The sequence below is a fragment of the Cyanobium sp. Aljojuca 7D2 genome (genome assembly GCF_024346415.1).
Taxonomy (GTDB): Bacteria; Cyanobacteriota; Cyanobacteriia; order PCC-6307; family Cyanobiaceae; genus Cyanobium_A.
Map to the genome: position 1 here is coordinate 21,618 of NZ_JAGQCX010000001.1, position 22,124 is coordinate 43,741.

The 22,124-nt window shown below is 67.5% G+C and carries 20 protein-coding genes; 7 read left to right on the forward strand and 13 right to left on the reverse strand.

From position 1 onward, the window contains the following. Positions 1-14: 14 nt before the first annotated feature. The gene (locus KBY57_RS00135) at positions 15-1,814 is read left to right on the forward strand and encodes a hypothetical protein (protein ID WP_254993874.1); all 1,800 of its coding nucleotides are present in this window, start codon (positions 15-17) and stop codon (positions 1,812-1,814) included. Here the strand turns inward: KBY57_RS00135 and KBY57_RS00140 are convergent. Beyond that, entirely contained in the window at positions 1,798-3,192 is a 1,395-nt protein-coding gene (locus KBY57_RS00140; RefSeq protein ID WP_254993875.1) for a cytochrome P450, read from the reverse strand. The two genes, KBY57_RS00135 and KBY57_RS00140, sit on opposite strands and share 17 nt — an antisense overlap. Then, positions 3,185-4,324 (reverse strand): hypothetical protein, encoded by a 1,140-nt coding sequence (locus KBY57_RS00145; RefSeq protein WP_254993876.1) that lies wholly within the window; start codon positions 4,322-4,324, stop codon positions 3,185-3,187. Before KBY57_RS00145 ends, KBY57_RS00140 begins: the two co-directional genes overlap by 8 nt. A 178-nt stretch (positions 4,325-4,502) precedes the next feature. Here KBY57_RS00145 and KBY57_RS14245 point away from each other — a divergent pair, with 178 nt between their 5' ends. Continuing rightward, positions 4,503-4,913: an SRPBCC family protein gene (locus KBY57_RS14245; RefSeq protein WP_254993877.1), complete on the forward strand. Its 411-nt coding sequence runs from the start codon at positions 4,503-4,505 to the stop codon at positions 4,911-4,913. Here KBY57_RS14245 and KBY57_RS00155 read toward each other — a convergent pair. From KBY57_RS00155 to KBY57_RS00165, 3 genes are read right to left on the reverse strand one after another with little or no spacing between them, the layout of a single operon-like run. Continuing rightward, positions 4,852-6,144 (reverse strand): glycosyltransferase, encoded by a 1,293-nt coding sequence (locus tag KBY57_RS00155; RefSeq protein WP_254993878.1) that lies wholly within the window; start codon positions 6,142-6,144, stop codon positions 4,852-4,854. The two genes, KBY57_RS14245 and KBY57_RS00155, sit on opposite strands and share 62 nt — an antisense overlap. Then, complete coding sequence (locus KBY57_RS00160) at positions 6,144-7,286, reverse strand: MGDG synthase family glycosyltransferase (RefSeq protein ID WP_254993879.1); 1,143 nt, start codon at positions 7,284-7,286, stop codon at positions 6,144-6,146. Before KBY57_RS00160 ends, KBY57_RS00155 begins: the two co-directional genes overlap by 1 nt. A 10-nt stretch (positions 7,287-7,296) precedes the next feature. Further along, entirely contained in the window at positions 7,297-8,448 is a 1,152-nt protein-coding gene (locus tag KBY57_RS00165; protein ID WP_254993880.1) for a hypothetical protein, read from the reverse strand. A gap of 317 nt (positions 8,449-8,765) precedes the next feature. On the opposite strand from KBY57_RS00165, the gene KBY57_RS00170 reads away from it, so the two are divergent. The 3 genes from KBY57_RS00170 to KBY57_RS00180 are packed head-to-tail and all read left to right on the forward strand — an operon-like array spanning position 8,766 to position 10,734. Further along, on the forward strand, positions 8,766-9,518 hold the full coding sequence (locus KBY57_RS00170) for an HAD-IA family hydrolase (RefSeq protein ID WP_254993881.1): 753 nt from the start codon (positions 8,766-8,768) through the stop codon (positions 9,516-9,518). Beyond that, on the forward strand, positions 9,515-9,862 hold the full coding sequence (locus KBY57_RS00175) for a DUF565 domain-containing protein (RefSeq protein WP_094559274.1): 348 nt from the start codon (positions 9,515-9,517) through the stop codon (positions 9,860-9,862). Before KBY57_RS00170 ends, KBY57_RS00175 begins: the two co-directional genes overlap by 4 nt. Further along, complete coding sequence (locus KBY57_RS00180; protein ID WP_254993882.1) at positions 9,862-10,734, forward strand: hypothetical protein; 873 nt, start codon at positions 9,862-9,864, stop codon at positions 10,732-10,734. The genes KBY57_RS00175 and KBY57_RS00180 overlap by 1 nt, the downstream gene beginning before the upstream one ends. Here the strand turns inward: KBY57_RS00180 and rpmF are convergent. Next, a complete protein-coding gene (gene rpmF, locus KBY57_RS00185) occupies positions 10,695-10,874 on the reverse strand; it encodes a 50S ribosomal protein L32 (RefSeq protein WP_094559272.1) in 180 nt (59 codons plus the stop codon). The genes KBY57_RS00180 and rpmF overlap by 40 nt on opposite strands. Before the next feature lie 201 nt (positions 10,875-11,075). Here rpmF and ftsH point away from each other — a divergent pair, with 201 nt between their 5' ends. Beyond that, positions 11,076-12,872: an ATP-dependent zinc metalloprotease FtsH gene (gene ftsH, locus KBY57_RS00190; protein ID WP_254993883.1), complete on the forward strand. Its 1,797-nt coding sequence runs from the start codon at positions 11,076-11,078 to the stop codon at positions 12,870-12,872. Here ftsH and KBY57_RS00195 read toward each other — a convergent pair. From KBY57_RS00195 to thrC, 3 genes are all read right to left on the reverse strand, one after another. Continuing rightward, complete coding sequence (locus KBY57_RS00195) at positions 12,810-13,793, reverse strand: cupin domain-containing protein (RefSeq protein WP_254993884.1); 984 nt, start codon at positions 13,791-13,793, stop codon at positions 12,810-12,812. The genes ftsH and KBY57_RS00195 overlap by 63 nt on opposite strands. 100 nt (positions 13,794-13,893) lie before the next feature. Beyond that, positions 13,894-14,169 carry a MoaD/ThiS family protein gene (locus tag KBY57_RS00200; RefSeq protein ID WP_254993885.1) on the reverse strand — a complete coding sequence of 92 codons (276 nt, stop codon included), beginning with the start codon at positions 14,167-14,169 and terminating at the stop codon, positions 13,894-13,896. Positions 14,170-14,219: 50 nt separating this feature from the next. Then, positions 14,220-15,485: a threonine synthase gene (gene thrC, locus KBY57_RS00205; RefSeq protein ID WP_254994239.1), complete on the reverse strand. Its 1,266-nt coding sequence runs from the start codon at positions 15,483-15,485 to the stop codon at positions 14,220-14,222. Positions 15,486-15,653: 168 nt separating this feature from the next. Between thrC and KBY57_RS00210 the strand changes: the two genes are divergently transcribed. Then, positions 15,654-18,488 carry a UPF0182 family protein gene (locus KBY57_RS00210; protein ID WP_261356489.1) on the forward strand — a complete coding sequence of 945 codons (2,835 nt, stop codon included), beginning with the start codon at positions 15,654-15,656 and terminating at the stop codon, positions 18,486-18,488. Positions 18,489-18,580: 92 nt separating this feature from the next. Here KBY57_RS00210 and fba read toward each other — a convergent pair whose 3' ends face one another. The 4 genes from fba to accD form a co-directional block, all read right to left on the reverse strand. After that, positions 18,581-19,654 carry a class II fructose-bisphosphate aldolase gene (gene fba, locus KBY57_RS00215; protein ID WP_094559267.1) on the reverse strand — a complete coding sequence of 358 codons (1,074 nt, stop codon included), beginning with the start codon at positions 19,652-19,654 and terminating at the stop codon, positions 18,581-18,583. 72 nt (positions 19,655-19,726) lie between these two features. Continuing rightward, entirely contained in the window at positions 19,727-20,797 is a 1,071-nt protein-coding gene (locus KBY57_RS00220) for a Gfo/Idh/MocA family protein (protein WP_254993888.1), read from the reverse strand. Next, positions 20,794-21,180, reverse strand: a complete 387-nt coding sequence (locus tag KBY57_RS00225; protein ID WP_094559449.1) for a hypothetical protein — start codon at positions 21,178-21,180, stop codon at positions 20,794-20,796. The genes KBY57_RS00220 and KBY57_RS00225 overlap by 4 nt, the downstream gene beginning before the upstream one ends. Positions 21,181-21,228: 48 nt before the next feature. Further along, a complete protein-coding gene (gene accD / locus KBY57_RS00230; protein WP_254993889.1) occupies positions 21,229-22,104 on the reverse strand; it encodes an acetyl-CoA carboxylase, carboxyltransferase subunit beta in 876 nt (291 codons plus the stop codon). Between the last annotated feature and the right edge of the window lie 20 nt (positions 22,105-22,124).

Sequence of the window (22,124 nt, forward strand, 5' to 3'; positions counted from 1 at the left end):
CCCTGATCACGGCCATGGCCGCAGCAGCCGGCTGGCTAGCTGCGCCGCTGCAGGCCCTGGAGTGGGAGCTCATCCCGCCTGAGCCAGGCACCGAGGCCAAGGCCGAGGCCCCGCGCTGGGAGCTCGTGCCCGCTGATGAGCTGATCGAAGAACCAACCGATCCGCCGATCGCTGCTCCTGCTCAGGAGGTCGCCCCGCTCGACCTTGCCACCCTGCGCTCTGCCGCTGCCCTGGGGCCGCCGCTGCAGCTCGGCCTGGCGGTGCCCACCGCCAACCGGCTCGACGACGCCCAGCTGCAGGTGCGGTTCACTCAGATCTGGGCCGATGGCCGCGGCGAATCCAGCGGCACCGGCAACCAGAACTACGCCGTGCGCGCCGACTTCAGCCTGAGCGATCGCTGGATGGTGTCGGGTTTTGCCAGCCAGGCCGACGACCCGCTCTACGCCGCGATCGCCGGCAAGGCCAACCCGGTGGCCAATCTCTGGCAGGTGTTGGGCGGCTCCAGCCGCGTGCGGCTGGCTGGGGATCGGCCGCTCTGGCCCCAGCGGCCCGGCTGGGAGCTGGCCCTGGAGGGTTCGCTGGAGCTGTTCACGGTGGCCAGCGGCTGCGGCGGCAGCGTGAGCTGCGGCTCTAGCGGCGGCGCCAACATCTTCAACAACTCCGGCAGCAAGGTTTACACCAACAACGTGGTGGGCTCACTGGCCCTTCCCCTCAGCTGGCGGGCCACCGACAGCCTGCAGTTCACCCTGGTGCCGGGCATCAGCGTCCTGCCCGACAGCCAAGGCGCCGGACAAGGTGGCGCCGGCACCTTTTATGGCACCAATGTGACCCTGGGGGCTGGAGCCAGCTGGCGGGTGCTTCCAGAACTGGAACTGCTCGGCTCGGTGCTGGTGCCGCTGGGCCCCGGCCGCAACAGCTTCAACAGCGCCCTTGAGTTTGCGCGGGTGCCCATCATCAACCTGGGCGCCAATGTGATCTTCAATCCACGCATCAGCCTGCAGGGCGCCCTCACCAATGGCTTCGGGGCCACCCCGGCCACGGCCCTGCTGGCCCTGCCCTCCGACAACCGCCTCCTCTACAGCGCCAGCTTCCGCTGGAATCCCGGTGAACCCGATACCCCCCAGGGCCCGCTCAGCTCGCGTCAGCGCTCCTTCAGCATCGGCGGACTCAGTGTGAACACGGCCTGGGTGCCGCCCTCCGGCAGCTGGCAGGTGTCGGCCAACGCCGACAGCCGCGGCAACGTGTTTGGGTTTCTGGGCTGGTCGGCCTCCAACATTTTCCAGTTCGAGTTGTTCAACGGCGGTGTGTTCAACGACGTGCAGCCGCGCAATGCCCTCGTTGACACCTACGCCAACAACGGAGGCTTCAACACGCGCATCGGCGGCAAGTTGTTGGCCTTCAGCCAGCTGCGCGGGGCTCCCTTCACCGGTGCCGGCCGCATCAGCCTCGGCCGCAACAACGACGACAACTTCCAGGGCTACCTGTTTGGCGAGTGGATGGGCACCTGGGAGGCCAGCGACACGCTGGCGATCAGCCTGGGCCCCAAGCTGGCCTGGAGTGGCGTGGAGAGCCCTTGGGGCTTTGGCCTGGCGGCCAACATCCAGCTGGGGGAGCACTGGCAGCTGATCCCGGAAGCCAACCTGGTGGCCTCCGACTTCAGCAGAAGCAATGGCACCGTGGCCTTGCGCTGGCTGGCCAACCCCAACACCTTTGTCGACGTCTACGCCAGCACCGCCGCAGGCCTGCTCGACGTCGGCACCCTGCTCAGCAGCGATCAGGTGCGGGTGGGCACGCGGATCAGCGTGCTGTTTTGAACCGGGGCACCAGCCGCACGCGGATGCCATTGCGGGAGCGCAGCGTCAGCCGCCCCACCAGATCGGGCGTGTGCTCCGGCACCGGCAACACCGTGAACCGCTCCAGCAACTCCGCCAACACCAACACAGCCTCCTGCTGGGCAAACGCCGCCCCCGGGCACTTGCGAGGCCCCAGGCCATAGGGCAGGAAAGCGTCCCGAGCCAGCCGCTGCTCTCGATCGCCGGCACTGCTCAAGAAGCGCTCGGGCCGGAAGCAGTCGGGATCGGGCCAATGGTCGCGATGGCGCTGGATCAGCCAGGGGGAGATGGTGAGCAGCGCCCCCATGGGGCAGCGCTGGCCGCCCAGCTCGGTGTTGCGGCTGGCCTCGCGAATGAAGAAGCTCACCGGGGGGTAGAGCCGCAGGGTTTCGTTGAACACCGCCGCGTGCCACTCGAGCTGGCGCAGGTCTGCATAGGCCAGCGGGCGCCTGGCACCGCCCAGCGTCTCCTGGCGCTCCTGGCGGAGCCGCTGCTGCAGCTCTGGGCAACAGCTCAACAGGTACACCGCCATACCCAGGGAGCTGGCGGAGGTTTCGTGGCCGGCCAGAAACAAAAAACAGAGCTGATCCACCAGCGCTTCATGGCCAAAGCGCGCACCGCTGGCCGGATCGCGGGCCTCAATCAAGGCCTGCAGCATGTCGTTGGGGGGCTGGGCGCAGGCCAAGCGGCGATCCACCGCTGCGGCCATCCAGGCGCGGATCGGTGCGGCCGCCTGCAGCAATCCCTGCTCCAGCAGCAGTTTCGGCCAGCGGAGCAACCGCCACACTAGGGCCCGGGCCGCCCGCTGCTGATAGGCGGCAAAGGCCGCAAAAATCGGCGCCGCCTCATGCGGGCTGAGCGCGGCCGAGGTGAGGGTGCGCACGATCACATCGGCGGTTACCAGCGTCATCTCCTGATCGATCTCCACCGGCCGGCCATCGGCCAGGGGCGCCAGGCGCGCCAGCGATGCCGCGCAGGCCTCCGCCATGCGTGGGAAGGCTCGCTGCAGTTGGGCCAGCTGAAAGGCCTGATCCACCAATCGCCGCTGCTGCTGCCACTGCGCGCCGTTCACGGAAAAGATCGCCTCGCCGATCAGGGGCTGGAGCGTCCAGGAGGTGTAGGGATGTTTTGGGAATGCCTCCACCTCATCCACCATCACCCGACGAACCGGCTGAGGGGCGTTCACCACGAAAAACTGGCGCCCCAGGAAACGCATCGAGCCCAGCGGCAGCTCGTAGTCGTAGCGGCACAACAGGGCAAACCAGCAGTGGAAACCGCGCCACAGCCGCAGCCAAAACGGCCGGCTCGGATCCCCAGGCTCCGGATGGGGCGGCACCCAGCCGCGGGTGAGATCATCCAAGGCGTGCAGACCCGCAGCAGGAGCCACTGCCAGCGCGCGGCAACCACTGCCAGTAGTCGAAATGCAGCTGGAATTGCTGGCTCAAGCGGCCCCAGAAGCCCTGCAGCCCGGCGGGAATCCCGCGGCGGTTGGCCAACGGCAACAGCAGTTGTTCTGGATAGTTGCCGGCGCCATCCGCCAGGCCCACCACGGCCAAGGGATTCACCCCGGCAAAACAGAGCCAGTCGTCGGCGGAGCTCCAATCCCGCCAGGGCAGGCGGGGCTGCTCCAGCAACTGGGCTAGATCGGCGCGAAAGGGGCGGGCGGCGGGCAACAGGGCCAGATGTGGAATGTTGTGGCCGAGGGTGAGCAACGACAGCCGCTGCACCAGAGCTGCCGCCTCCGGCCGGCGCCGCAACTCGGCCGCCAGCATCACCGCCACAAAGCTGCCGCAGCTGTGGCCCACCAGCTCCAGCTCCGCAGCGGGACACCGCTGCTCCAGGGCCACGATCTGGTCGGCCCACACCCGCAGCCGCTGCGGCAGCTCCGGCACCCGCTCCTCCGCCAGCCGGTGGGTGAAGCGCAGGGTGCGAAACAGCCAGCCCACCGCCAGCCGCTCAGCCAGCTGCCAGCCCAGCACCAACACCACCCCAGCCGCGGCCAGCGCCCACCACACCCCGCCAATCCCGCCGGCCAACCAGGCCGCAGCCCCCGCCAGCGCCGCCAGCAGCACCACCACCAACACCGGATAGAGGCCGGTGAACGCTGCACCTGGTGCCAGGCGTGCCACCTGAGGGAATCCCCCACTGCCCAGGTACCACTTGTAGAGATCCCAACCGTCTACCAAGAGGGCAAGGGGCTGGCGCGGCCAATGGCGGCGGGCGATGTCATCCCAGTGGAGGCACACCAGCTCCTCGCCGGCCAACTCGGCCGCAGCACCAGCTGGCTCCAGCGGCCAGCGGCTCAGCCATCCCTCCTGCCTCGGCCGGGCGCCAAGAGGAAACACCTGCTTGAGCAGGCGATGCAGGGGAGCGGCACCGCGCGGATCAAAGCCTGAAAGCACATAAAGTCTTTGTTCCACAACAGCGGATGAACTGGCCATGGCAGCCGTGCTTTCGGCAGCAGCGGTGGTTCCGGCAGCGGCGCTGCTCATCGCTGCTGCGGTGCCTCACACGTCTGCATGGGCGATCTCGGGAGCTGGCGCGACGCTACGCAGCACCCCTGCGGCATATCCGCAGGATGCAAAGGCTGCATGGAGCCATGCATTAACCCAAGCGCCGCCCGGCGTCAGCCTGCGGGGCAGCCGCGGCCGCTATCTGGGCAGTGTGTTCGTGCCCGTTTCAGCGCAGAAGGCCTGGACCCTGCTCACCAGCTACAGCCAGCTGCCGAGCGTGGTGCCCGACATCAAGCGGGTGCGTGTGCTGAGCCGGCAGGGCAACCGGGTGGAAGTGGAGCAGGTGTATCAGGCGCCCTACACCTTTGGTCTGCCGATTCAGGCCAGGTTGCTGTTCGAGGAACAGGCCCCGCGCAGCCTCAGTTACAGCCTGCTGCAGGCCGATCAGATCCGCCGTCTGCAGGGGAGCTGGACCGTGGTGCCCGCCCAGGGTGGGGTGGTGTTGCAACACCGGATCGAGCTCGAGCCCAACCTGCCTGCGGCCCTGCTGCCCAGCTACTACGCGCTCAACGAAACCAGCCTGCGGCAGGCGCTCGAATCCCTGCGCCGGGCGCTGCTGCGCGGCTGACGTGCCAATGCCCGCCCTGCCGTCGCAGCGCGTAGCAGCTGCCGCGCCATTCCACCTGTTGCGCGCAGGCCGCTCTCAAGGCGGCCAGGCCATAGATGAGTTGCGTGAGGGCGACCCAAAGCGGCAACGCCAGCAGCTGCCGCGGCGCTGGCTGCCCAAGGGCTCGGCCCAAGCCCCACAGCAGCCCAGCCCACAGCAGATCCGTCGTCAGCAAGGCTGCCAGCAAGGCTCCCTTGGGCGCAGGCGCCATCGCCCATAGCCCCGGCAGCTGCCCGAGCCCCAGCAGCAAAACGGCCACGAGCGACAGGGTGCTGGTGGCAACAGCATGCGCCGCCAGCCAGGGCCAGGCCGGATGGTGCAGACGAACGAGCAGCAGCTGCCGGCTGATCCAGCGCTCGAGTGCGGGCAGGTCGTGCCAGCGCAGATCGTCGCAGTCGCAGGAGAGCAACTGGGGCAGCAGCCCGTAGCGCCAGCCCGCCTGGTGCAGATGGTTCAGCAGGGGCGTGTCTTCGCAGAGGGACGTGCGCAGCTGGCTGAGCCAGCCGGTGCTGGTGAGCAGCTCGCGGCGCAGGGCCAGCGAACCGGCCCAGGGCACCTGCATCCACCCCATCAGCAGCAGCGCACCCGCATTCCAGATCGCCCGCACCTGCCCCACGCCGCTGCCCGTTGCCGGCGCATACCAGCGGTTGCCCGACACCGCCCCCACTCCCGGCTGGAGGCAAGCGGCCACCAGCTCGCTCAGCCAATTGGTGCCGATCGCCGCATCCCCGTCCACCAAAGCCACCACCAGCGTGGAGGGATCCAGGGCTGCAAACGCCTGCAACAACGAAGCGCATTTGCGCGATGCGGCGCCCTGGGGATCGGCCAACGCGGTCAGCCGCGCCTCCTGCCAGCTGGCCTGCGGCCCTCGGTGCGCCAGGGCCCTCTCCACCACCAGCCAGGCCCCATCGGTAGGGGAATCCACCAACACCTGCAACCGCCAGGGGCCTGCGTAGCTCTGCGTTGCCAGGGATCGCACCAGATCCGGCAAGGCCGGATCGGCGCCCCGTAGGCAGAGCACCACCTCCGCTGCTGGCCAGCTGGAGGGTTCAGCCAGGGCTGCGCTCACAGGGCTTGGGGCGCTGCCCCGCAGAAATGGCCAGGCCAGGCGCAGGTGCAAGACGACCAACCCAGCCATGAGGGCCGCCACCAGCCATGCAACGCCCTCCAACCCGCCCGGCTGCAACGCCATCAATCGAGCAACCCCTGCAGCACCAGCTGGGGATGGCAGCGCAAGCGTTCGGCGGCAAAGCGCCGCCGCCGCGCGGCGTAGGCCTCCGGATCATCCAACCACAGGCGCACCACGTTCACCAGTTGCCCTGGGGAGCGCACCGAGGTGTCGAGGCCCCGGGCCGCGAAGTAGCGCGGCGCCAGCAGCTCCTGGGGCATGGTGCTGCCGTAGCGGTTGAAAATCAGCGGGCAACCCATCACCAGCGCCTCAGTAGCCGTGCGGGCACCGGGGCGGGCCACCATCGCCCAGGCTCGCCGATACAGCTCCGCCATCGCCGCGGCGTCCTGAAACCCCCGCACCTCCAACTCCAGCTGGGGATGGGCCAAACCCCAGGCGAGCAGGGAGCGGCGCGCTGATTCCCGCCGGCCGCACAGCGCCACCACCCGCAAGCGCCCAGCCAGGGGCAACAGCAGCTCCAACAGGGCCGTGTGGTTGTTGGCCCCATTGGCGCCACTGCCCAACACCAACACCGGCAGCCCAGCCGGGGGTTCCGCGGGCGCCACTGGCCCCTGGTGGAAGGCGGGATAAAGCAGCGGGCCCAGGCCTTGCAAGCGCTGAGCCGGCAGGCGCCGCCAGACGTGCTGATGCGCCACGTGGCGGTCCACCTCCGGGGTGAGCGTCCAGAAGCGATCGCAGGCCAGGCTGATCCAGTTGCGGCTGAAGCCGAAGCCTCCATCCAGTTCGGTGCAACAGGTGATGCAGCGCAGTTGCGGGCCGAGCACCCGCTTGGCCAGATCGAAGTGGCCCCGGTTGAGATGGGGGTGGGTGGCGATCAGCACATCGGGCCGAAAGCGGCGCAGCAACCGGGCGGTGTAAGCCCTGCCAAAGATCACCGTGCGGGGTTTGATCAGGTCTTCCCACTCCGCCAGGCGCCAATAGCCCTGCATCAACCAGGGGGCCCGCTTCTGGATCCAGTTGTAGAAGCTCACCCCCAACCGCATCATCACGCTGGCGTTTTCAAGCAGGTGCTCCACCAGCACCTCTGTTTCCGGACGGCTTTGCTGGATCCACTGCTGCAGCGCATAGGCCGCCGAGTCGTGGGCCGTGCCTGCGCTCGAGGTGATGATCAGCACGCGCAAGGGGAAGGGCTTCGGCAGGGTCATCGGTTGCACTTCATCGCAGCCAGGGCACCACGGCCAACAGCAGGGCTCCCACCGCTGCCAACGCAAATGCTTCTGCCTGTCCTTCAGCCACTGCGGGCCGGAACACCCCATCCACCAGCACTCCAGCGCTGAGCAGGCCCAGCAAGCGGGCCAACCATTCGCCCCCAAAGCGCGCAGCAAAACAGCGGGGCTGATCCATGGGCGCAATCAATCGCTGCCAGCGACCCTGCACGGCAGCCAAAACAATCGGAACCGCAGCAGTAAACGTCACCACACCCCAACTCCAGAGGAGCGGGAGCTGGGTGATGCCAGGCAGAGCTGCACCCAGCAACATCAGCCCCTGCCACCCCAGCAGGGCAGGCACGAGCAGCCGACGATCACCCAACCGAAACCAAATCACCGTGCCACAGCCATAGGCCAGCCCATTGAGCAGCAGTGCCGGCATCAGCCAACCTGCTCCCAAGGCCATCAACACCCACGCTGGGAAGACCACCTCGGTGCAGGCCAGCACAAACGAAACCGCCATCGAAGTGCTCAATAACCCTCGGCTGCGCCGACCCTGCCAAAGCTGCTGAACCGTGCTCCACATGGGTGGTTGCTGCCTCGGTGAGTGCCTGCCGCCGCTCGGGGCACGGATCCAGGGCGGCACGTTCACCAGGGCCACACATCCCATGCCGATCAGAAAGCTGAAGGCATCGAGACCCACCACTGCTGCGACCCCACCCGTCGCCACAACTGCAGCGCCAAGGGCAGGAGCTGAGAGTTGCACGAGCGCCTCACTGGTGACCAGCCAGCCGTTCACCTGCGGCAGTTTTGGGGGAGGCACCACAACGGGCAGCAGGGTGGCAAGCGCCAACACAAGAACGGCTTCCGCTGCGGCCGCCAAAGCCAAAAGCGGCAGCAAGCTGACTGGAGGCCATCGAGCCCAAACCAGCAGCGCTGCCATCGAGAGGGTCGCCACTGCTGCCACCGCATTGGCGGTGAGCAACACCACGCGCCAAGGCCAATGAAGAAGGCGCGGTGCGATCCAAGGAAGGATGGCTGTCTTGGACAGCTGCACCCCCACGGCCACAACAACCAACGGTTGCAAGGTTTGCTGCTGTTGCAACAGCCAGACCCCCAATCCATACAGGCTGGCTTGGGTGCCGAGATTGGAGAGCACTTGCCCGCCCCAAAGCCACTGCAGAGGAAGGCGTGCCGTTGGGAGAAGGCAACTCACGTGGCGTCTTTGCGTGTGCCGCGGAGCAGAAGGCTGATCTGCTTGCGGTTCGGCTTCATCTCAACCTGGTTGGTGCACCCGCTGCTCACCTTGAAGTTGCTGTTCAAGGGCCTCTGGGTGGAGAGGCATAGTTTGCAGTAGCTCTTGGCTTCCAGCAGGGTCCTCCACAACGCCACGGGGTTGGCGCTGCCCTGGTGCCGAGGCGGGCCGGGGTTGTGCGCCAGAGGCTCCTAACCTTCAGCGCATTGCCGCACCACCCGATGGCCTTGGGGGCCCTGCTCTGGGACGTCGACGGCACCCTGGCGGAGACGGAACGGGACGGCCATCGCCTCGCCTTCAACCGCGCTTTTGCCCAGCTGGGTGTGCCCCTGCACTGGGATGGAGAGCGTTACGGCGAGCTGCTGGCCATCAGCGGCGGCCGTGAACGCATCACTGCGGCCCTGGCGGAGCTGCAGGGCGCCCCGCCCGAGCCCGCGCTGGTGGCCGATCTGCAGGCCCGCAAGCAACGCCATTACGCCGCCCTGGTGGCTGCCGGTGAGCTGCAGCTGCGCCCTGGCGTTGCGGAGCTGATCGCCGCGGTTCATGCCGCCGGTCTGCCCCAGGCGATTGTCACCACCAGCGGCCGCTTGGCCGTGGCCGCCCTGGCCGAGCATCTGCTGGGTCCTTTGGCCCCCTGCTTCAGCGTCTGGGTGTGCGGCGACGATGTCGCCCGCAAGAAGCCCGATCCCGAGGCCTACCAGCGCGCCCTGGTGCAGCTGGGATTGCCCCCCGGGGCGGCGCTTGCCCTGGAAGACTCCGGCAATGGCCTGGCGGCGGCCGATCAGGCCGGGGTGGCCTGCCTGCTGACGCTCAGCCATTACGGCAGCGCCGAACCGCCCGAGCGGTTCAGCCGGGCTCGGGCCGTGGTGACACAGCTGGGCAGCGGTGCCAGCGTGTTGCGGGGGCCTGCTTGCCAGGGCGGGCAGATCACGCTCTCCTATCTGCAGGATCTGCTGGAGGCTCCACAGCTGTGACGCGCCTGCCCCTTCAGCGCACCCGCTTCAACCAAGCCCTGGAGCAGCTTGGAGCCCTGCTGCTCGGCAGCCTGCGCGGCAACTGGCGCCATCGCAGCACCGTGCTGCTGGCGCTGCTGCTGGGTTTCTACGCCGGCAGCAACGTCACCGCCTATGTGCTGTTGCTCATCCCTGGGGGGCGGCCCATGGCGGTGTTGCTGATGGTGCTGCTGGTGGAGCTGATCGTGCGGTTGCGGGGCCGGCTGGTGAAAACGGCGCCTGGCCTGGGTTGGCTGGTAGTGGACAACCTGCGCGTTGGGGCGGTGTATGCGGTGGTGCTGGAGGCCTTCAAACTCGGCACCTGATGGCCTCCCCTGCCATTGATCCAGGCCTGGATCGCCACTGGCTCCAGCCCCTGCTGGCGGAGCTCACGCGCCTCGGCGCTGGCGGACAGAGGCCGGTGGTGGCCCTCAATGGACCGGTGGGCGCCGGCAAGAGCACCCTGGCGGCGCTTCTGCGTCAACGGGCTGCCGCTCGGGGCCTGAAGCTGGCTGTCGCCTCCATCGACGACTTCTATCTGCCCTGGGAGCCGCGCCGGCTGGCCCTGGCCGGCAATCCCTTCGGCGTCTCGCGGGTGCCTCCGGGTAGCCACGACGTTGCCTTGGCACTGGCCTGCCTGCAGGCCTGGCGGGCTGGAGGCCCGTTGCACCTGCCACGGTTTGACAAAACTCTGCGCGGTGGCCAGGGCGACCGGGATGGGGTGGACGGCCGTGAGGCTGAGGTACTTCTGATGGAAGGCTGGTTGCTGGGCTGCCGGCCGCTGGGGCCAACCCGGCTCCTGGAGCTTCAGGCCCATGGGGTGGCGGGCCTGAGCAGCGACGAACAAACGTGGCTATCCCGCTGGGATCAGGCCTTGGAGGCCTACCAGCCGCTCTGGGATCAATGCAGCCAGCTCTGGTTGCTGCGTCCGCAGTGGTGGCACCTGCCGCGCCGCTGGCGTTTTCAAGCAGAAGCCAGGCAACGCCGCCGTGGCGCTGCCTGGCTTCCATCCGATGCGCTCGAGCGGCTGGTGCGCTCCAGCCTCTGCTCGCTGCCCCCGGGTTACTACCAGGATCCTCTAATCCACAAAGCCGCGGGTTTGGCTGTCCTGGATGGACGCCGCCGCTGGTGTGGTGGCTGGATCAGGGATCAGAACGATCAGCTTTCGCCGTCGTCGCCCTCTTCATCCACGGGATAAACAAAGCCTTGGGCACGGCCACTCAGCACGGCCTTGCCGATCGAGAGCGCTTTCTGGGCCGCAACAGCAGCTTTGCCTTTCCAGGTGGCGTGGCGCTGATTGCGCTTGCCCTTGGAGGTTTTCTTCTTGGGAACAGCCATCCCCGCACACTCACTGCCAAACCAAGATCTTCCGTTGTCACCTGGCCTTTCGTCAAATCGCTAAGCTCCTGCCAAAGCCTGAACTCAGTGAGCGACAGCCTTCCTCCGGACGCTTCCACTCCGGGAAGTCTTCCTCCGGGACGCCTGTCTTTAGACAGTTCTGCTCCGGGCAGCTCTCCTTCAGGCCCGCAGCCCTTTCGCTTGGACGCCCTGTCGGCCCGTGAACCGGTGCCCTCCTACAGCCAGCTGCTGAAGGATCTGCGGGCCGGCAAGGTCAAGGACCTTGAATTGTCGTTGCGCCAGCGTGAGGTGCAGGTGCGCTTCGAGGATGGCCGCCAGGCCTCCGTGCCGGTGTTCAGCAACGACCAGCTGCTGCTGCGCACCGCTGAGCAGGCGAAGGTGCCGCTCACGGTGCGGGACGATCGCGCCGATGGGGCCTTGGCCGGATTGGTCGCCAACGGCCTTTTGGTGCTGTTGTTGCTCGGCGGCCTGGCCCTGCTGATCCGTCGCTCAGCCCAGGTGGCCAATCGGGCGATGGGATTTGGCAGCAGCAAGCCACGCCTCCAGGCGGATGGTGCTGTGACGGTGCGCTTTGAAGACGTGGCAGGCATCGCCGAAGCCAAGGAGGAGCTTCAGGAGGTGGTCACCTTCTTGAGGGAGCCCGAACGCTTCACCGCAGTCGGAGCCAAGATTCCCAAGGGGGTGCTGCTGGTGGGGCCACCCGGCACCGGCAAAACCCTGCTCGCCCGAGCCATCGCCGGTGAGGCGGGGGTGCCCTTCTTCTCGATGGCCGCCTCCGAATTCGTCGAGATGTTCGTGGGCGTGGGGGCCAGTCGGGTGCGAGACCTGTTCCGCAAGGCCAAAGCCAAGGCGCCCTGCATCATTTTCATCGATGAGATCGATGCGGTCGGCCGCCAGCGCGGCGCTGGGATCGGCGGCGGCAACGACGAACGGGAGCAGACCCTCAACCAACTGCTCACCGAAATGGATGGCTTCGCCGACAACTCCGGCGTGATTCTCTTGGCCGCCACCAACCGCCCCGACGTGCTCGACGCGGCCCTGATGCGCCCGGGGCGCTTCGATCGCCGTATCACCGTCGACCTGCCCGACCGCCGCGGCCGCGAGGCGATCCTGGCGGTCCACGCCCGCAGCCGTCCGCTGGCGGCGGCGGTGTCGCTGTCGGCCTGGGCCAGCCGCACCCCGGGGTTCTCCGGAGCCGACCTCTCCAACCTGCTCAATGAGGCGGCCATCCTCACGGCGCGCCGTCACCAGAGTGAAATTGACGATGCCGCCATGGCTGGCGCCCTGGAGCGGATCACCATGGGCTTGTCAGCGGCCCCCCTGCAGGACAGCGCCAAGAAGCGCTTGATTGCCTACCACGAAGTGGGCCATGCCCTGCTCACCACCCTGGTGCCCCACGCCGATCCCCTCGACAAGGTGACCCTGCTGCCGCGGGCAGGCGGTGTTGGCGGCTTCGCCCGGATGATGCCCGATGAGGAGATCCTCGATTCCGGTTTGATCAGCAAGGCCTACCTCCGCGCCCGTCTGGTGGTCGCCCTCGGGGGGCGCGCCGCCGAACTGGTGGTGTTTGGTCCTGGGGAAGTGACCCAGGGGGCCAGTGGTGATCTGGACATGGTGACGCGCATCGCCCGCGAAATGGTCACCCGCTATGGCTTCTCCAGCCTGGGTCCGGTGGCCCTGGAGGGAGATGGGGCAGAGGTGTTCCTGGGGCGCGACTGGTTGCGCTCCGAGCCCCACTACTCCCGGGAAACCGGCAACCGCATCGACGGCCTGGTGCGGGATCTGGCCCGCGGAGCCCTCGATCAGGCTGTGGAGTTGCTGGAAGCGCGCCGCACTCTGATGGACGAGCTGGTGGAGTTGTTGATCCGGGAGGAAACCATCGAGGGCGAAGCCTTCCGGGCGGTGGTGGACCGATCAGAGGCTGCTCTGGATGCCGCCGCCAAAGCGGATGTCGAGGCTGCGCAGATAGGTGTGTAGGCCGGCGTCCTGAATCGGCAGCAGCCGGGCCAGGCGACCGCTGCTGTTGACGTGGGCGTGCCAGTGGCCCGGGGGGGTGATGAAGGCTCCGCCGGCCTGCCAGTCGATGCGGCGGGCATTGGCGATGGCGCCGCTTGCATCGAGCTCGGTGCCCACCAGCGTGTAGCAGCCAGGGTCGCAATCGATGATCAGATCCAGGGCCACCGATTGGTGTCGGTGCGGCGGCTGGATGGCCCCCGGCGGCACGATCCCGAGCATCGCCCAGAGGGTGTGGGTCACGGTGCGGCTCTGGGGCAGGTCGCTGTTGGCCAGCAGCAGGCTGAGGCGATTGCTGCGGGCGGCCGTGGGATCGGCCAGCAGCTGGTCGAGTTCCTGCTGCAGCCAGGCCGCCGGGTAGTTGGTGGGCTCAAAACGGGCCTGGGTCGCCTCCACGCCGAGGTGGCTGAGCAGGGGGCCGTCGTGCACCCAATAGAGAACGCTGGTGTGCTCGGCCTGCAGCAGGGGGGCCTCCCCGGCGGGCAGCACGAACAGGTCGCCGGCGCCCCAGTGCAGGGCACGACCCGCCCACTGCAGCTGCCCGGAGCCCTGGAGCACGTAGAAGAGGGAGCTGGTGGCATTGGCGGCGGCCTTCAGCCCCTCGCCGGCCTGGATCCGCAGGAAATGGGCCGCCAGAGCAGGGCTCGTGGCCGGGGCGCTGCAGCCGAGCTCGGCGCTGAGATCCAGGGGGATCACCGCCGTGGGGCCGCTCTGATGCAGCTCCGGCGACCACTGGTGGTAGCGGATCGGTTCGGTGAGGCCAGGGCGCACTGGGTTGGCGGCCTGGCGGTAATCGAACAGTTGGGCTTTGGCCTGCCAGCTGGACGCGCTGGCCTGGCTGGCTTCAACGGCGCGGTCGCCCGGTTGGACTGGGGCTTGGGTCATCGGAAACTGCTCCAAGCGGGATGGGCTAAAGCTGTGAAATCCACCCTATTGAGCAACACTGCGGCGCTGCCGTGCTGCTGCAGGGAGCACCGTTCGCGATTCAGCCGCCGGCCACCGCGGGCACGATCGACACCTCATCGCCGTCCTTGAGGGGCGTGGCCTGGTTGTCGAGGAAGCGGATGTCCTCGCTGTTGACGTACAGATTGAGAAAGCGGCGCAGTTTGCCGGCCTCATCGCACAGGCGCCCCTTGATGCCGGGGTAGCGGCCCTCCAGTGCCTCGATCAGCCCATCAACGCTGCTGGCCTCGAGATCGACACTGGCCTCATCGTTGGTGAACTTCTGCAGGGGGGTGGGGATCAGAACCTGAACGGCCATGGGCTGGAAGGGAAGGAGGAGGAGAACGGTGTCAGTTGTGGTGGCGGCGATCAGGCCTGCTGGGCGTACTGGGCCTGGGCCCAGGCGGCTTTGAAGCTGTCGAGCTGGGCTTCGATCGTGTAGGGCGCGCCGATGCAGTCGGCCACTGCCTCTGTTGTCTTGAGGCCGTTGCCGGTGATGTAGGCCACGGTGCGCTCTTCGGGGTTGATCTTGCCCTGCTCCACCAGCTTCTTGAGCACCGCGATCGTGGTGCCGCCAGCGGTTTCGGTGAACACGCCCTCGGTTTCGGCGAGAAGCTTGATGCCCTCGATGATCTCGGCGTCGCTGACGGCCGCGATCGAGCCGCCGGTCTTGTTGGCGATGTCGATGGCGTAGGGGCCGTCGGCCGGGTTGCCGATGGCGATCGACTTGGCGATGGTGTTGGGCTTCACCGGCGTGATGAAGTCGCGGCCTTCGGCGAAGGCCTGGGCGATCGGGCTGCAGCCCTCGGCCTGGGCACCGCTGAAGCGCACGGGCTTCTCATCGACCAGCCCGCACTTGATGAATTCGTCAAAACCCTTGCGGATCTTGGTGAACAGGGACCCGGAGGCCAGCGGCGCCACGATGTGGTCGGGAAGCTCCCAGCCCAGCTGCTCGATCACTTCGTAGCCGAGGGTTTTGGACCCCTCGGAGTAGTAGGGGCGCAGGTTGATGTTGACGAAGCCCCAGCCGTAGGTGTTGGCCACTTCCGAGCACAGGCGGTTGACCTGGTCGTAGTTGCCCTTCACCGCCATCAGAGTGGGGTTGTAGATCAGGGTGCCCAGCACCTTGCCCAGCTCCAGATCGCTGGGGATGAACACACAGCAATCGAGGCCGGCGTGGGCGGCGATGGCCGCTGTGGAGTTGGCCAGGTTGCCGGTGGAGGCGCAGCTCACCGTGGTGAAGCCCAGCTCGCGAGCGCGGGTGAGCGCCACCGACACCACTCGATCTTTAAACGAGAGCGTCGGCATGTTGACGCCGTCATTCTTGATGTAGAGGCTCTTAAGCCCCAGGCGCTTGGCCAGGTTGCCCGCCTTGAGCAGGGGCGTGAAGCCAGTGCCCACGTCGATCGGGTCGCCCTCGATCGGCAGGAATTCTCGGTAGCGCCAGATCGAGGCGGGACCGGCTTCGATCGTGGCGCGGCTGACGCGGTTTTTGATGGCGTCGTAGTCGTAGACGACCTCCAGTGGGCCGAAGCAGACGTCTTCGCAGACGTGACGGGCACCGGCCTCATAGGGATGGCCGCATTCCTTGCAGCGCAGCCCGGTGAAGGTGGAGCGGGAGAGGGTGGCAGTCACAGTCACGCCCAGCAATCGAAGGAGGCTAACAGCGCTTCCCAGAGTGGCGATTTAATTCCGATCACAGGAGTCGGGTATTCATGGCCAGCGGTCCCGGCGCGTCTCGGGGCTTGCTGGGCTTGCTGTTGAGCCAGGGCTTCCTACCCTCGGCCGGTGCCCCGATCCCCCATGCTGAGGCGTTCCTCGCCCTCTGCTGTCCGCCTGGTGGCCTCCGTGGCCCTTGGTCTGGCCCTGCTGGCTGGTTTCACTGTGCTGGCGGCGCGCCTGTGGGTGGAGTGGCAATGGTTTGAGCAATTCGCCAAGGGGGAGGTGCTGCTGCACCGCTGGCTGTTGCAGTTGGCTGCTGCTGCCTTTGGCCTGGTGGTGGGCCTGGCTCTGCAGCGTTGGCTGATCCGGTTTTGGCGCCCTGCGCCGGCGGCTGCCCCGGAGCGGCGCTTCGCTCTGGCGCCCCTGCCCTATGCCGCCAGCCTGGCGGTGCTGGCCCTGGCCCAGTTGGTGCCGCTTGCCTTGCTGTTGCGGCTGGCCGAGCGCTTGATGGTCGACCCCTTCGATCCCCGCCGGTTGCACGGCCTCACCATGCTCAGTGGCGTGTCGGCCCCGCTGCTGCTCCTGCTGGCGGGGCTGGCGGTGGCCCTGCTGGCCCGTCCCCGCACGGCCCCCCGGCTGGTGGCGGCGATGGCGTCGCTGGCTGCGGCCACGGCCTTGGGCCGGGCGTGGGGGCTGTGGTCGTTGGCCTTGTTCGCCCCGGACAGCGGCCTGCGCGAGCCCATGCTTCAGGCCGACATCGCCTTTGGGCTGGTGCGCTTTCCCGCCCTGGCCTTTGGTCTCACCCTGTTGATCGCCTTGGTGCTCTGCCACTTGGGGGCAGGGCTGTGGGGCATCGTGGCCCGCCCGCCCCAGCTCAGCGACGGTCGCTTCCACGGCTTCTACGCTGCCCAGCTGTTGCGGCTGCGCTGGCCCCTGGCCTTGATGGCGTTGTTGGTGGCCTGCAGCTTCTGGCTCGGCCGCCACCAGCTGTTGCTCAGCACCGCCGGCAGCGTGCCGGGCGCCGGTTGGTTGGATGTGCACATGGTGCTGCCCTTGCGCACCCTGGCCGCCGTGGTGGCTGTGCTCACCGCCGTGGCCCTGCTGCTGCCCCTGCCGCGCCAGGGGATCCGGGGCCCCCTTCTGCTTGGGGTGTCGCTGGCCCTGCTGCTGGTGCCGCTGCTGGAGGCCGCGCTCACTCCCGTGCTGCAGCTGTTGCTGGTGAAACCCCGAGAGCTGGAGCGGGAAACTCCCTACCTGGCCCGTTCGATCCGGGCCACCCGGGCCGCGTTCCAGCTCGACGACATCAGCACCCGCTTTGTCAAACCTCGCCGTCGCCTCACCCGGGCCGATGTGCAGGCGGGCGATGCCACCCTGCGCAACATCCGGCTCTGGGACAGTCAGCCGTTGCTGTCCACCAACCGTCAGCTGCAACAACTGCGGGTGTATTACCGCTTTTCCGGGGCTGCGGTGGATCGCTACGGCCTCAGTGGCAATCCGGCGCTGGGGCGCCAACTGGTGATCATCACGGCACGGGAGCTCGATCAGGCGTCCCTGCCGCCTGCAGCACGCACCTGGCTCAACACCCACCTGGTGTTCACCCACGGCTACGGCTTCACCGTTTCACCGGTGAACACCAGCAGCCCTGATGGCCTGCCCGATTACTTCATCAGCGACCTGGGCGCGTCCACGCGGGTGCAGGGCAACAGCCAGCTCGGCATCACAACCGCCGATGTGCGGGCCGGGATTGCGATCGGCCAGCCCAGCCTCTACTTCGGGGCCCTGGCATCCCCCTACGCCCTCGCCCCCACCCGGGTGCAGGAGTTTGACTATCCCCAGGGGGATGAAAATTTCTACACCCACTACGCCGGGTCGGGCGGGGTGCCGATTGGCTCACCCTGGGGGCGGTTGGCCTCGGCGATCTACCTGGGGGAACCGAAGCTCTTAGTGCAGGGGGCGATCACGCCGCAGACCCGGTTGTTGCTGCGCCGCGAGGTGCGCGAGCGGTTGCGCACCTTGGCTCCGTTTGTGCGCTTCGAAGGCGATCCCGTATTGGTGTCGGTGCAGCTGAAGGATCCTGGTCCCTTCGCCCCCAACCAGCACCAGTTCTGGATGGTGGAGGGCTTCACCACCAGCCGCAGCTATCCCTACAGCGCCTCGGTGCCGGGCGATCCCGATATCCGCTATCTGCGCAACTCGGTGAAGGCGCTGGTGGATGCCTACAACGGCTCCGCTGTGCTCTACGTGGCGGATCAACGCGACCCGATCATCGCCGGCTGGCAGCGGTTGTTTCCGGGTCTGTTTCAGCCCCTTTCGGCCATGCCGGCGCCGCTGAAGAACCACATCCGCTACCCCCAGCGCCAGTTCGAGCTCCAAGCCGCCCAGCTGCTCCGCTACCACGTCACCGATCCGCGGGTTTTTTACAGCGGCGACGACGTTTGGCAGGTGCCCAAGGAGCTCTATGGCCGCAGCCAGATCCCGGTGAAGCCCTATCACGTCAGTGCCCAGCTGGCTCCGGAGTTGCCACCCGAATTTCTGCTGTTGCAGCCCCTCACGCCCCTGGCCCGCCCCAATCTGGCGGCCTGGTTGGCGGCCCGCAGCGATGCGCCCAACTATGGCCAGTTGGTGCTGCTGCGCTTCCCCACCCAGACCCCGATTTTCGGTCCGGAGCAGGTGCAGGCCCTGATCAACCAGAACCCTCGCATCAGCCAGCAGTTTGGCTTGTGGGACCGGGCCGGATCGGAGGTGATCCAGGGCAACCTGCTGGTGGTGCCGGTAGGAGAGGCGCTGCTCTATGTGGAGCCGTTGTATCTGAAGGCCCGCAATGGTGGACTGCCCACCCTCACCCGCGTGGTGGTGAGTGATGGAAGCCGGGTGGCGATGGACACCACCCTCGAGAAAGCCATCGAGGCCCTGCTGGACCCCCGCCGCTCCCTCTCGACCGCTGCTCCCAGTCCAGCTGAAACAACCACCCCCTGACGCCATAAAAATGGGCCCCTTTCGGGGCCCATGGTGTTGTTGGAGAGAGGCCGGATGGCCCAGCTGCCAGGTTGATCAGGCGGCTGTTTAGCTCAAGCAGCCACGGCGGTTTTGGGGTCGAGTTCGCCCTTGGCGTACAGACCGGCGTAGTAGTTGATGTCGCGCTGCTTGATCTTGCTGGCGTTGCCGGCACACCAGAACTGCTGGTAGCGATCCAGGCACACCTGCTTCATGTACTGCCGGGCCGGCTTGTTGAAGTGGCGGGGATCGAAGTTGGCGGGATCCTTGAAGGCGGCTTCCCGCACGGCGGCGGTGAAGGCCAGGCGGTTGTCGGTGTCGATGTTCACCTTGCGCACGCCGTTGCGGATGCCCTCCTGGATTTCCTCCACGGGCACGCCGTAGGTCTCGGGGATGGCACCGCCGAACTTGTTGATCATGTCCAGCCACTCCTGGGGCACCGAGGAGGAGCCGTGCATCACCAGGTGGGTGTTGGGGATCGCCTTGTGGATCTCGGCGATGCGGCTGATGGCCAGCACTTCACCGGTGGGCTTGCGGGTGAACTTGTAGGCGCCGTGGCTGGTGCCGATGGCGATGGCCAGGGCATCCACTTTGGTTTTGGCCACGAAGTCAGCGGCTTCGGCGGGGTCGGTGAGCAGCTGGCTGTGGTCGAGCTTGCCCTCGAAGCCGTGGCCGTCCTCGGCCTCACCCATGCCGGTTTCCAGGGAGCCCAGGCAGCCCAGCTCGCCTTCCACGCTCACGCCGATGGCGTGGGCCACGTCCACCACTTCCTTGGTGACAGCCACGTTGTACTCGTAGCTGGCGGGTGTCTTGGCGTCGGCCATCAGCGAGCCATCCATCATCACCGAGGTGAAGCCGTTGGCGGCGGCACCGAAGCAGGTGGCCGGGCTGTTGCCGTGGTCCTGGTGCATCACCACCGGGATGTCGGGATAGGTTTCCACCGCAGCCAGGATCAGGTGGCGCAGGAAGTTTTCACCGGCGTACTGGCGCGCGCCCCGGGAGGCCTGCAGAATCACCGGAGAGTCGGTTTCGTAGGCCGCCTCCATGATCGACTGCACCTGCTCCAGGTTGTTCACGTTGAAGGCAGGGATGCCATAGCCGTTCTCAGCGGCATGGTCGAGCAGCAGCCGAAGCGGAACGAGCGCCATGGGAAAACCTCTCGGGGTCGAAAGTTGGGACTGGGGGGGAGTCTAGGGGATGCCCTTTGGCCGAAAACGGCGCTAGCTGCCTGACTGGCGGGCCCAGTCGCAGCAGTGTTGGCTGCGCACCGCTTCGCCCAGGCCAGGCACCATCGGCCGGCCTTCCCGCACCGCGGCACTCCACCAGCTGTGAATTCGCTCCACGGGGGCAATCCGGCCGTCGGACCAGGAGCGGGCGAAGCTCCAGCGGGCGTCGGCATCGACCGGCCGCAAGGGCTCCCCCGCCTGGGACTGCCACAGCCCGAAGCCATGGACGTAGTCGGCCTGGTTGTCGGAGCCGAGCACGGCGGTGCCGTCACGGCCGTAGAGCTCCAGCCAGCAGCCCCTTCCTCGGCGGGCCACCGAGGCCAGATTCAATTGGGCCGGCACCCGTTGCCCCTGGTGGGTTTCCAGTTCGAGCTGCACCAGGGCGATGTCTTCGGCATCGACGCTGGCCAGCCGGCCGCTGCCATCGGCCAGCGGCCGCTCCCGGATGGCCGTGCTCAGCTGGGCCTGCAGGGAGTGGGTGGGTCCCACCAGCCAGTGCAGGGTGTCGAAGGCATGGGTGCCGAGGGCGCCCAGCACGCCGCCACCTTCGGCGGCCTGGGAATACCAGCTCCAGGGGCGGGAGGCGTCGGCGCGGCTGCCCATCAGCCAGTCAAATTTCACCAGCACCAGCTCCCCCAGGCTGCCGCTCTCCAGCAGGGCTGCCAGTTGCTGAAACAGGGGCACGGCCCGGTATTCAAAGTCGACCGCCACGGTGAGGCCCCGTTGCAAGGCCAGGCGCTGCAGGCTCTCCACCTGCTCGGCGCAGAGAGCCACGGGCTTCTCCAGCAGCAGATGCTTGCCGGCCTCCAGGGCCCGTCGGGCCAGATCAAAGCGGGGTGCCGGGGGGGTGGTGATCACGATCGCCTCCACTGCGGGGTTGGCCAGCAGGGCGTCGAAGTCGCTGTGGCCGGGCAGCTCGGCGCTGCGGCAGGCGGCCTCCAGCCGCTCCGCCCTGGGGTGCCAGAGCGCCACCGGCGTGGTGCCGGGGCAAGCGCGCAGGGCCGGCAGATGCACCGCCTCGCCAAAGCCCAGGCCAGCAATGGCCACGCCCAGGGGTTTGGTCATGACAGGGCCTCAGGGGCGGCGGCACACACCTCGCCGATCACGCTGGCGATCAGGGAGTCTCCGGCGGCTGGTTGCCACTCGGCACCGAACTGGGGCAGGCCGTTGATCGAGGTGTCGCGGAACAGTGCCTGGCCGCAATCGATCTCCATCACGTAAAGATCACTCACTGGGCGGGGCTTGTCCTCAGTGGCGGCGGGCTGAAATCGGCTCAGCACCGACACATTGCCGCTGCGGCTGCGCCGCAGGCTGCCGCCGTCCCACCACTGGCGTCCCTCGCTGGTGGTGGCCACTTCGTGCCAGTCCACGGGGCCAGCGAGTGCAGGGCCAGCTGCGCCCGTGAACAGCGCCACCAGCAGCACCAGGGCTGCGATTCGGGACACCATCGTGGAGATGATCTGTTTCACGCCAGCAACTGTTTCACGCCAGGTTGCTCAAGCGGGCACCGTTTCGCGGCAGCCGTGCATCTTCAGCAGGCTGGCCAAGGTGGCCTTGAAGGTGGTGCGCTCGACGATGGCGTCCACGAAGCCGTGGTCGCGCAGGTATTCGGCGGTCTGGAATCCGTCGGGGAGTTTTTCGCGCAGGGTCTGCTCGATCACCCGGCGGCCGGCAAAACCGATCAGGGCTTTGGGTTCGGCCAGGATCAGATCGCCCAGCATCGCGAAGCTGGCGGTGACCCCACCGGTGGTGGGGTAGGTGAGCAGGGGCATGTAGAGCAGCTCGGCCTCGCGGTGGCGCTCCAGAGCGCCGGAGATCTTGGCCATCTGCATCAGGCTGAGCATGCCCTCCTGCATGCGGGCGCCGCCGGAGGCGCACACGATCAGCACCGGGACGCGGCGTGCCGTGGCCGTTTCGATCAGCCGGGTGAGTTTCTCGCCCACCACCGAACCCATCGAGCCGCCCATGAAGCGGAAATCCATCACCCCCAGGGCCAGGGGCAGTCCGCTGGTGCGGCATAGCCCCGTGATCACCGCGTCCCGCAGGCCGGTGCTCTGCTGGCTGTCGCGGATGCGGTCGGCGTAGCTGCGGCGGTCCTTGAAGGCCAGCGGGTCGGTGGGCGCCATGGCGCTGTCGAGCGGTTCAAAGCTGCCCGGATCGGCGATCAACGCGATGCGCTCTTCGCTGTCGATGCGGTTGTGGTGGCCGCATCCTTTGCAGACGCTGGCATTGGCCACCAGATCCTTGCGATACACCACCAGCCCGCATTCCGGGCATTTGCTCCAGAGGCCATCGCCTTCCTCCACGTCCTGGGTGACCCGGACGGTTGGTGCATTTTTCTGGCGATCCGCAAACCAGTCGAACAACGACATGCGATCTCGGGGGGCAGTGG

What these genes read in the sequence shown, in the direction of transcription:
- KBY57_RS00180 (WP_254993882.1), top strand. Translation starts at nt 9,862, where the DNA reads ATGGCCTCCCCTGCCATTGATCCAGGCCTGGATCGCCACTGGCTCCAG.
- KBY57_RS00145 (WP_254993876.1), bottom strand. Translation starts at nt 4,324, where the DNA reads ATGAGCAGCGCCGCTGCCGGAACCACCGCTGCTGCCGAAAGCACGGCT.
- accD (WP_254993889.1), bottom strand. Translation starts at nt 22,104, where the DNA reads ATGTCGTTGTTCGACTGGTTTGCGGATCGCCAGAAAAATGCACCAACC.
- KBY57_RS00155 (WP_254993878.1), bottom strand. Translation starts at nt 6,144, where the DNA reads ATGGCGTTGCAGCCGGGCGGGTTGGAGGGCGTTGCATGGCTGGTGGCG.
- fba (WP_094559267.1), bottom strand. Translation starts at nt 19,654, where the DNA reads ATGGCGCTCGTTCCGCTTCGGCTGCTGCTCGACCATGCCGCTGAGAAC.
- KBY57_RS00160 (WP_254993879.1), bottom strand. Translation starts at nt 7,286, where the DNA reads ATGACCCTGCCGAAGCCCTTCCCCTTGCGCGTGCTGATCATCACCTCG.
- rpmF (WP_094559272.1), bottom strand. Translation starts at nt 10,874, where the DNA reads ATGGCTGTTCCCAAGAAGAAAACCTCCAAGGGCAAGCGCAATCAGCGC.
- KBY57_RS00135 (WP_254993874.1), top strand. Translation starts at nt 15, where the DNA reads ATGGCCGCAGCAGCCGGCTGGCTAGCTGCGCCGCTGCAGGCCCTGGAG.
- KBY57_RS00200 (WP_254993885.1), bottom strand. Translation starts at nt 14,169, where the DNA reads ATGGCCGTTCAGGTTCTGATCCCCACCCCCCTGCAGAAGTTCACCAAC.
- KBY57_RS00170 (WP_254993881.1), top strand. Translation starts at nt 8,766, where the DNA reads ATGGCCTTGGGGGCCCTGCTCTGGGACGTCGACGGCACCCTGGCGGAG.
- KBY57_RS00225 (WP_094559449.1), bottom strand. Translation starts at nt 21,180, where the DNA reads ATGGTGTCCCGAATCGCAGCCCTGGTGCTGCTGGTGGCGCTGTTCACG.
- KBY57_RS00195 (WP_254993884.1), bottom strand. Translation starts at nt 13,793, where the DNA reads ATGACCCAAGCCCCAGTCCAACCGGGCGACCGCGCCGTTGAAGCCAGC.
- KBY57_RS00210 (WP_261356489.1), top strand. Translation starts at nt 15,654, where the DNA reads ATGCTGAGGCGTTCCTCGCCCTCTGCTGTCCGCCTGGTGGCCTCCGTG.
- KBY57_RS00220 (WP_254993888.1), bottom strand. Translation starts at nt 20,797, where the DNA reads ATGACCAAACCCCTGGGCGTGGCCATTGCTGGCCTGGGCTTTGGCGAG.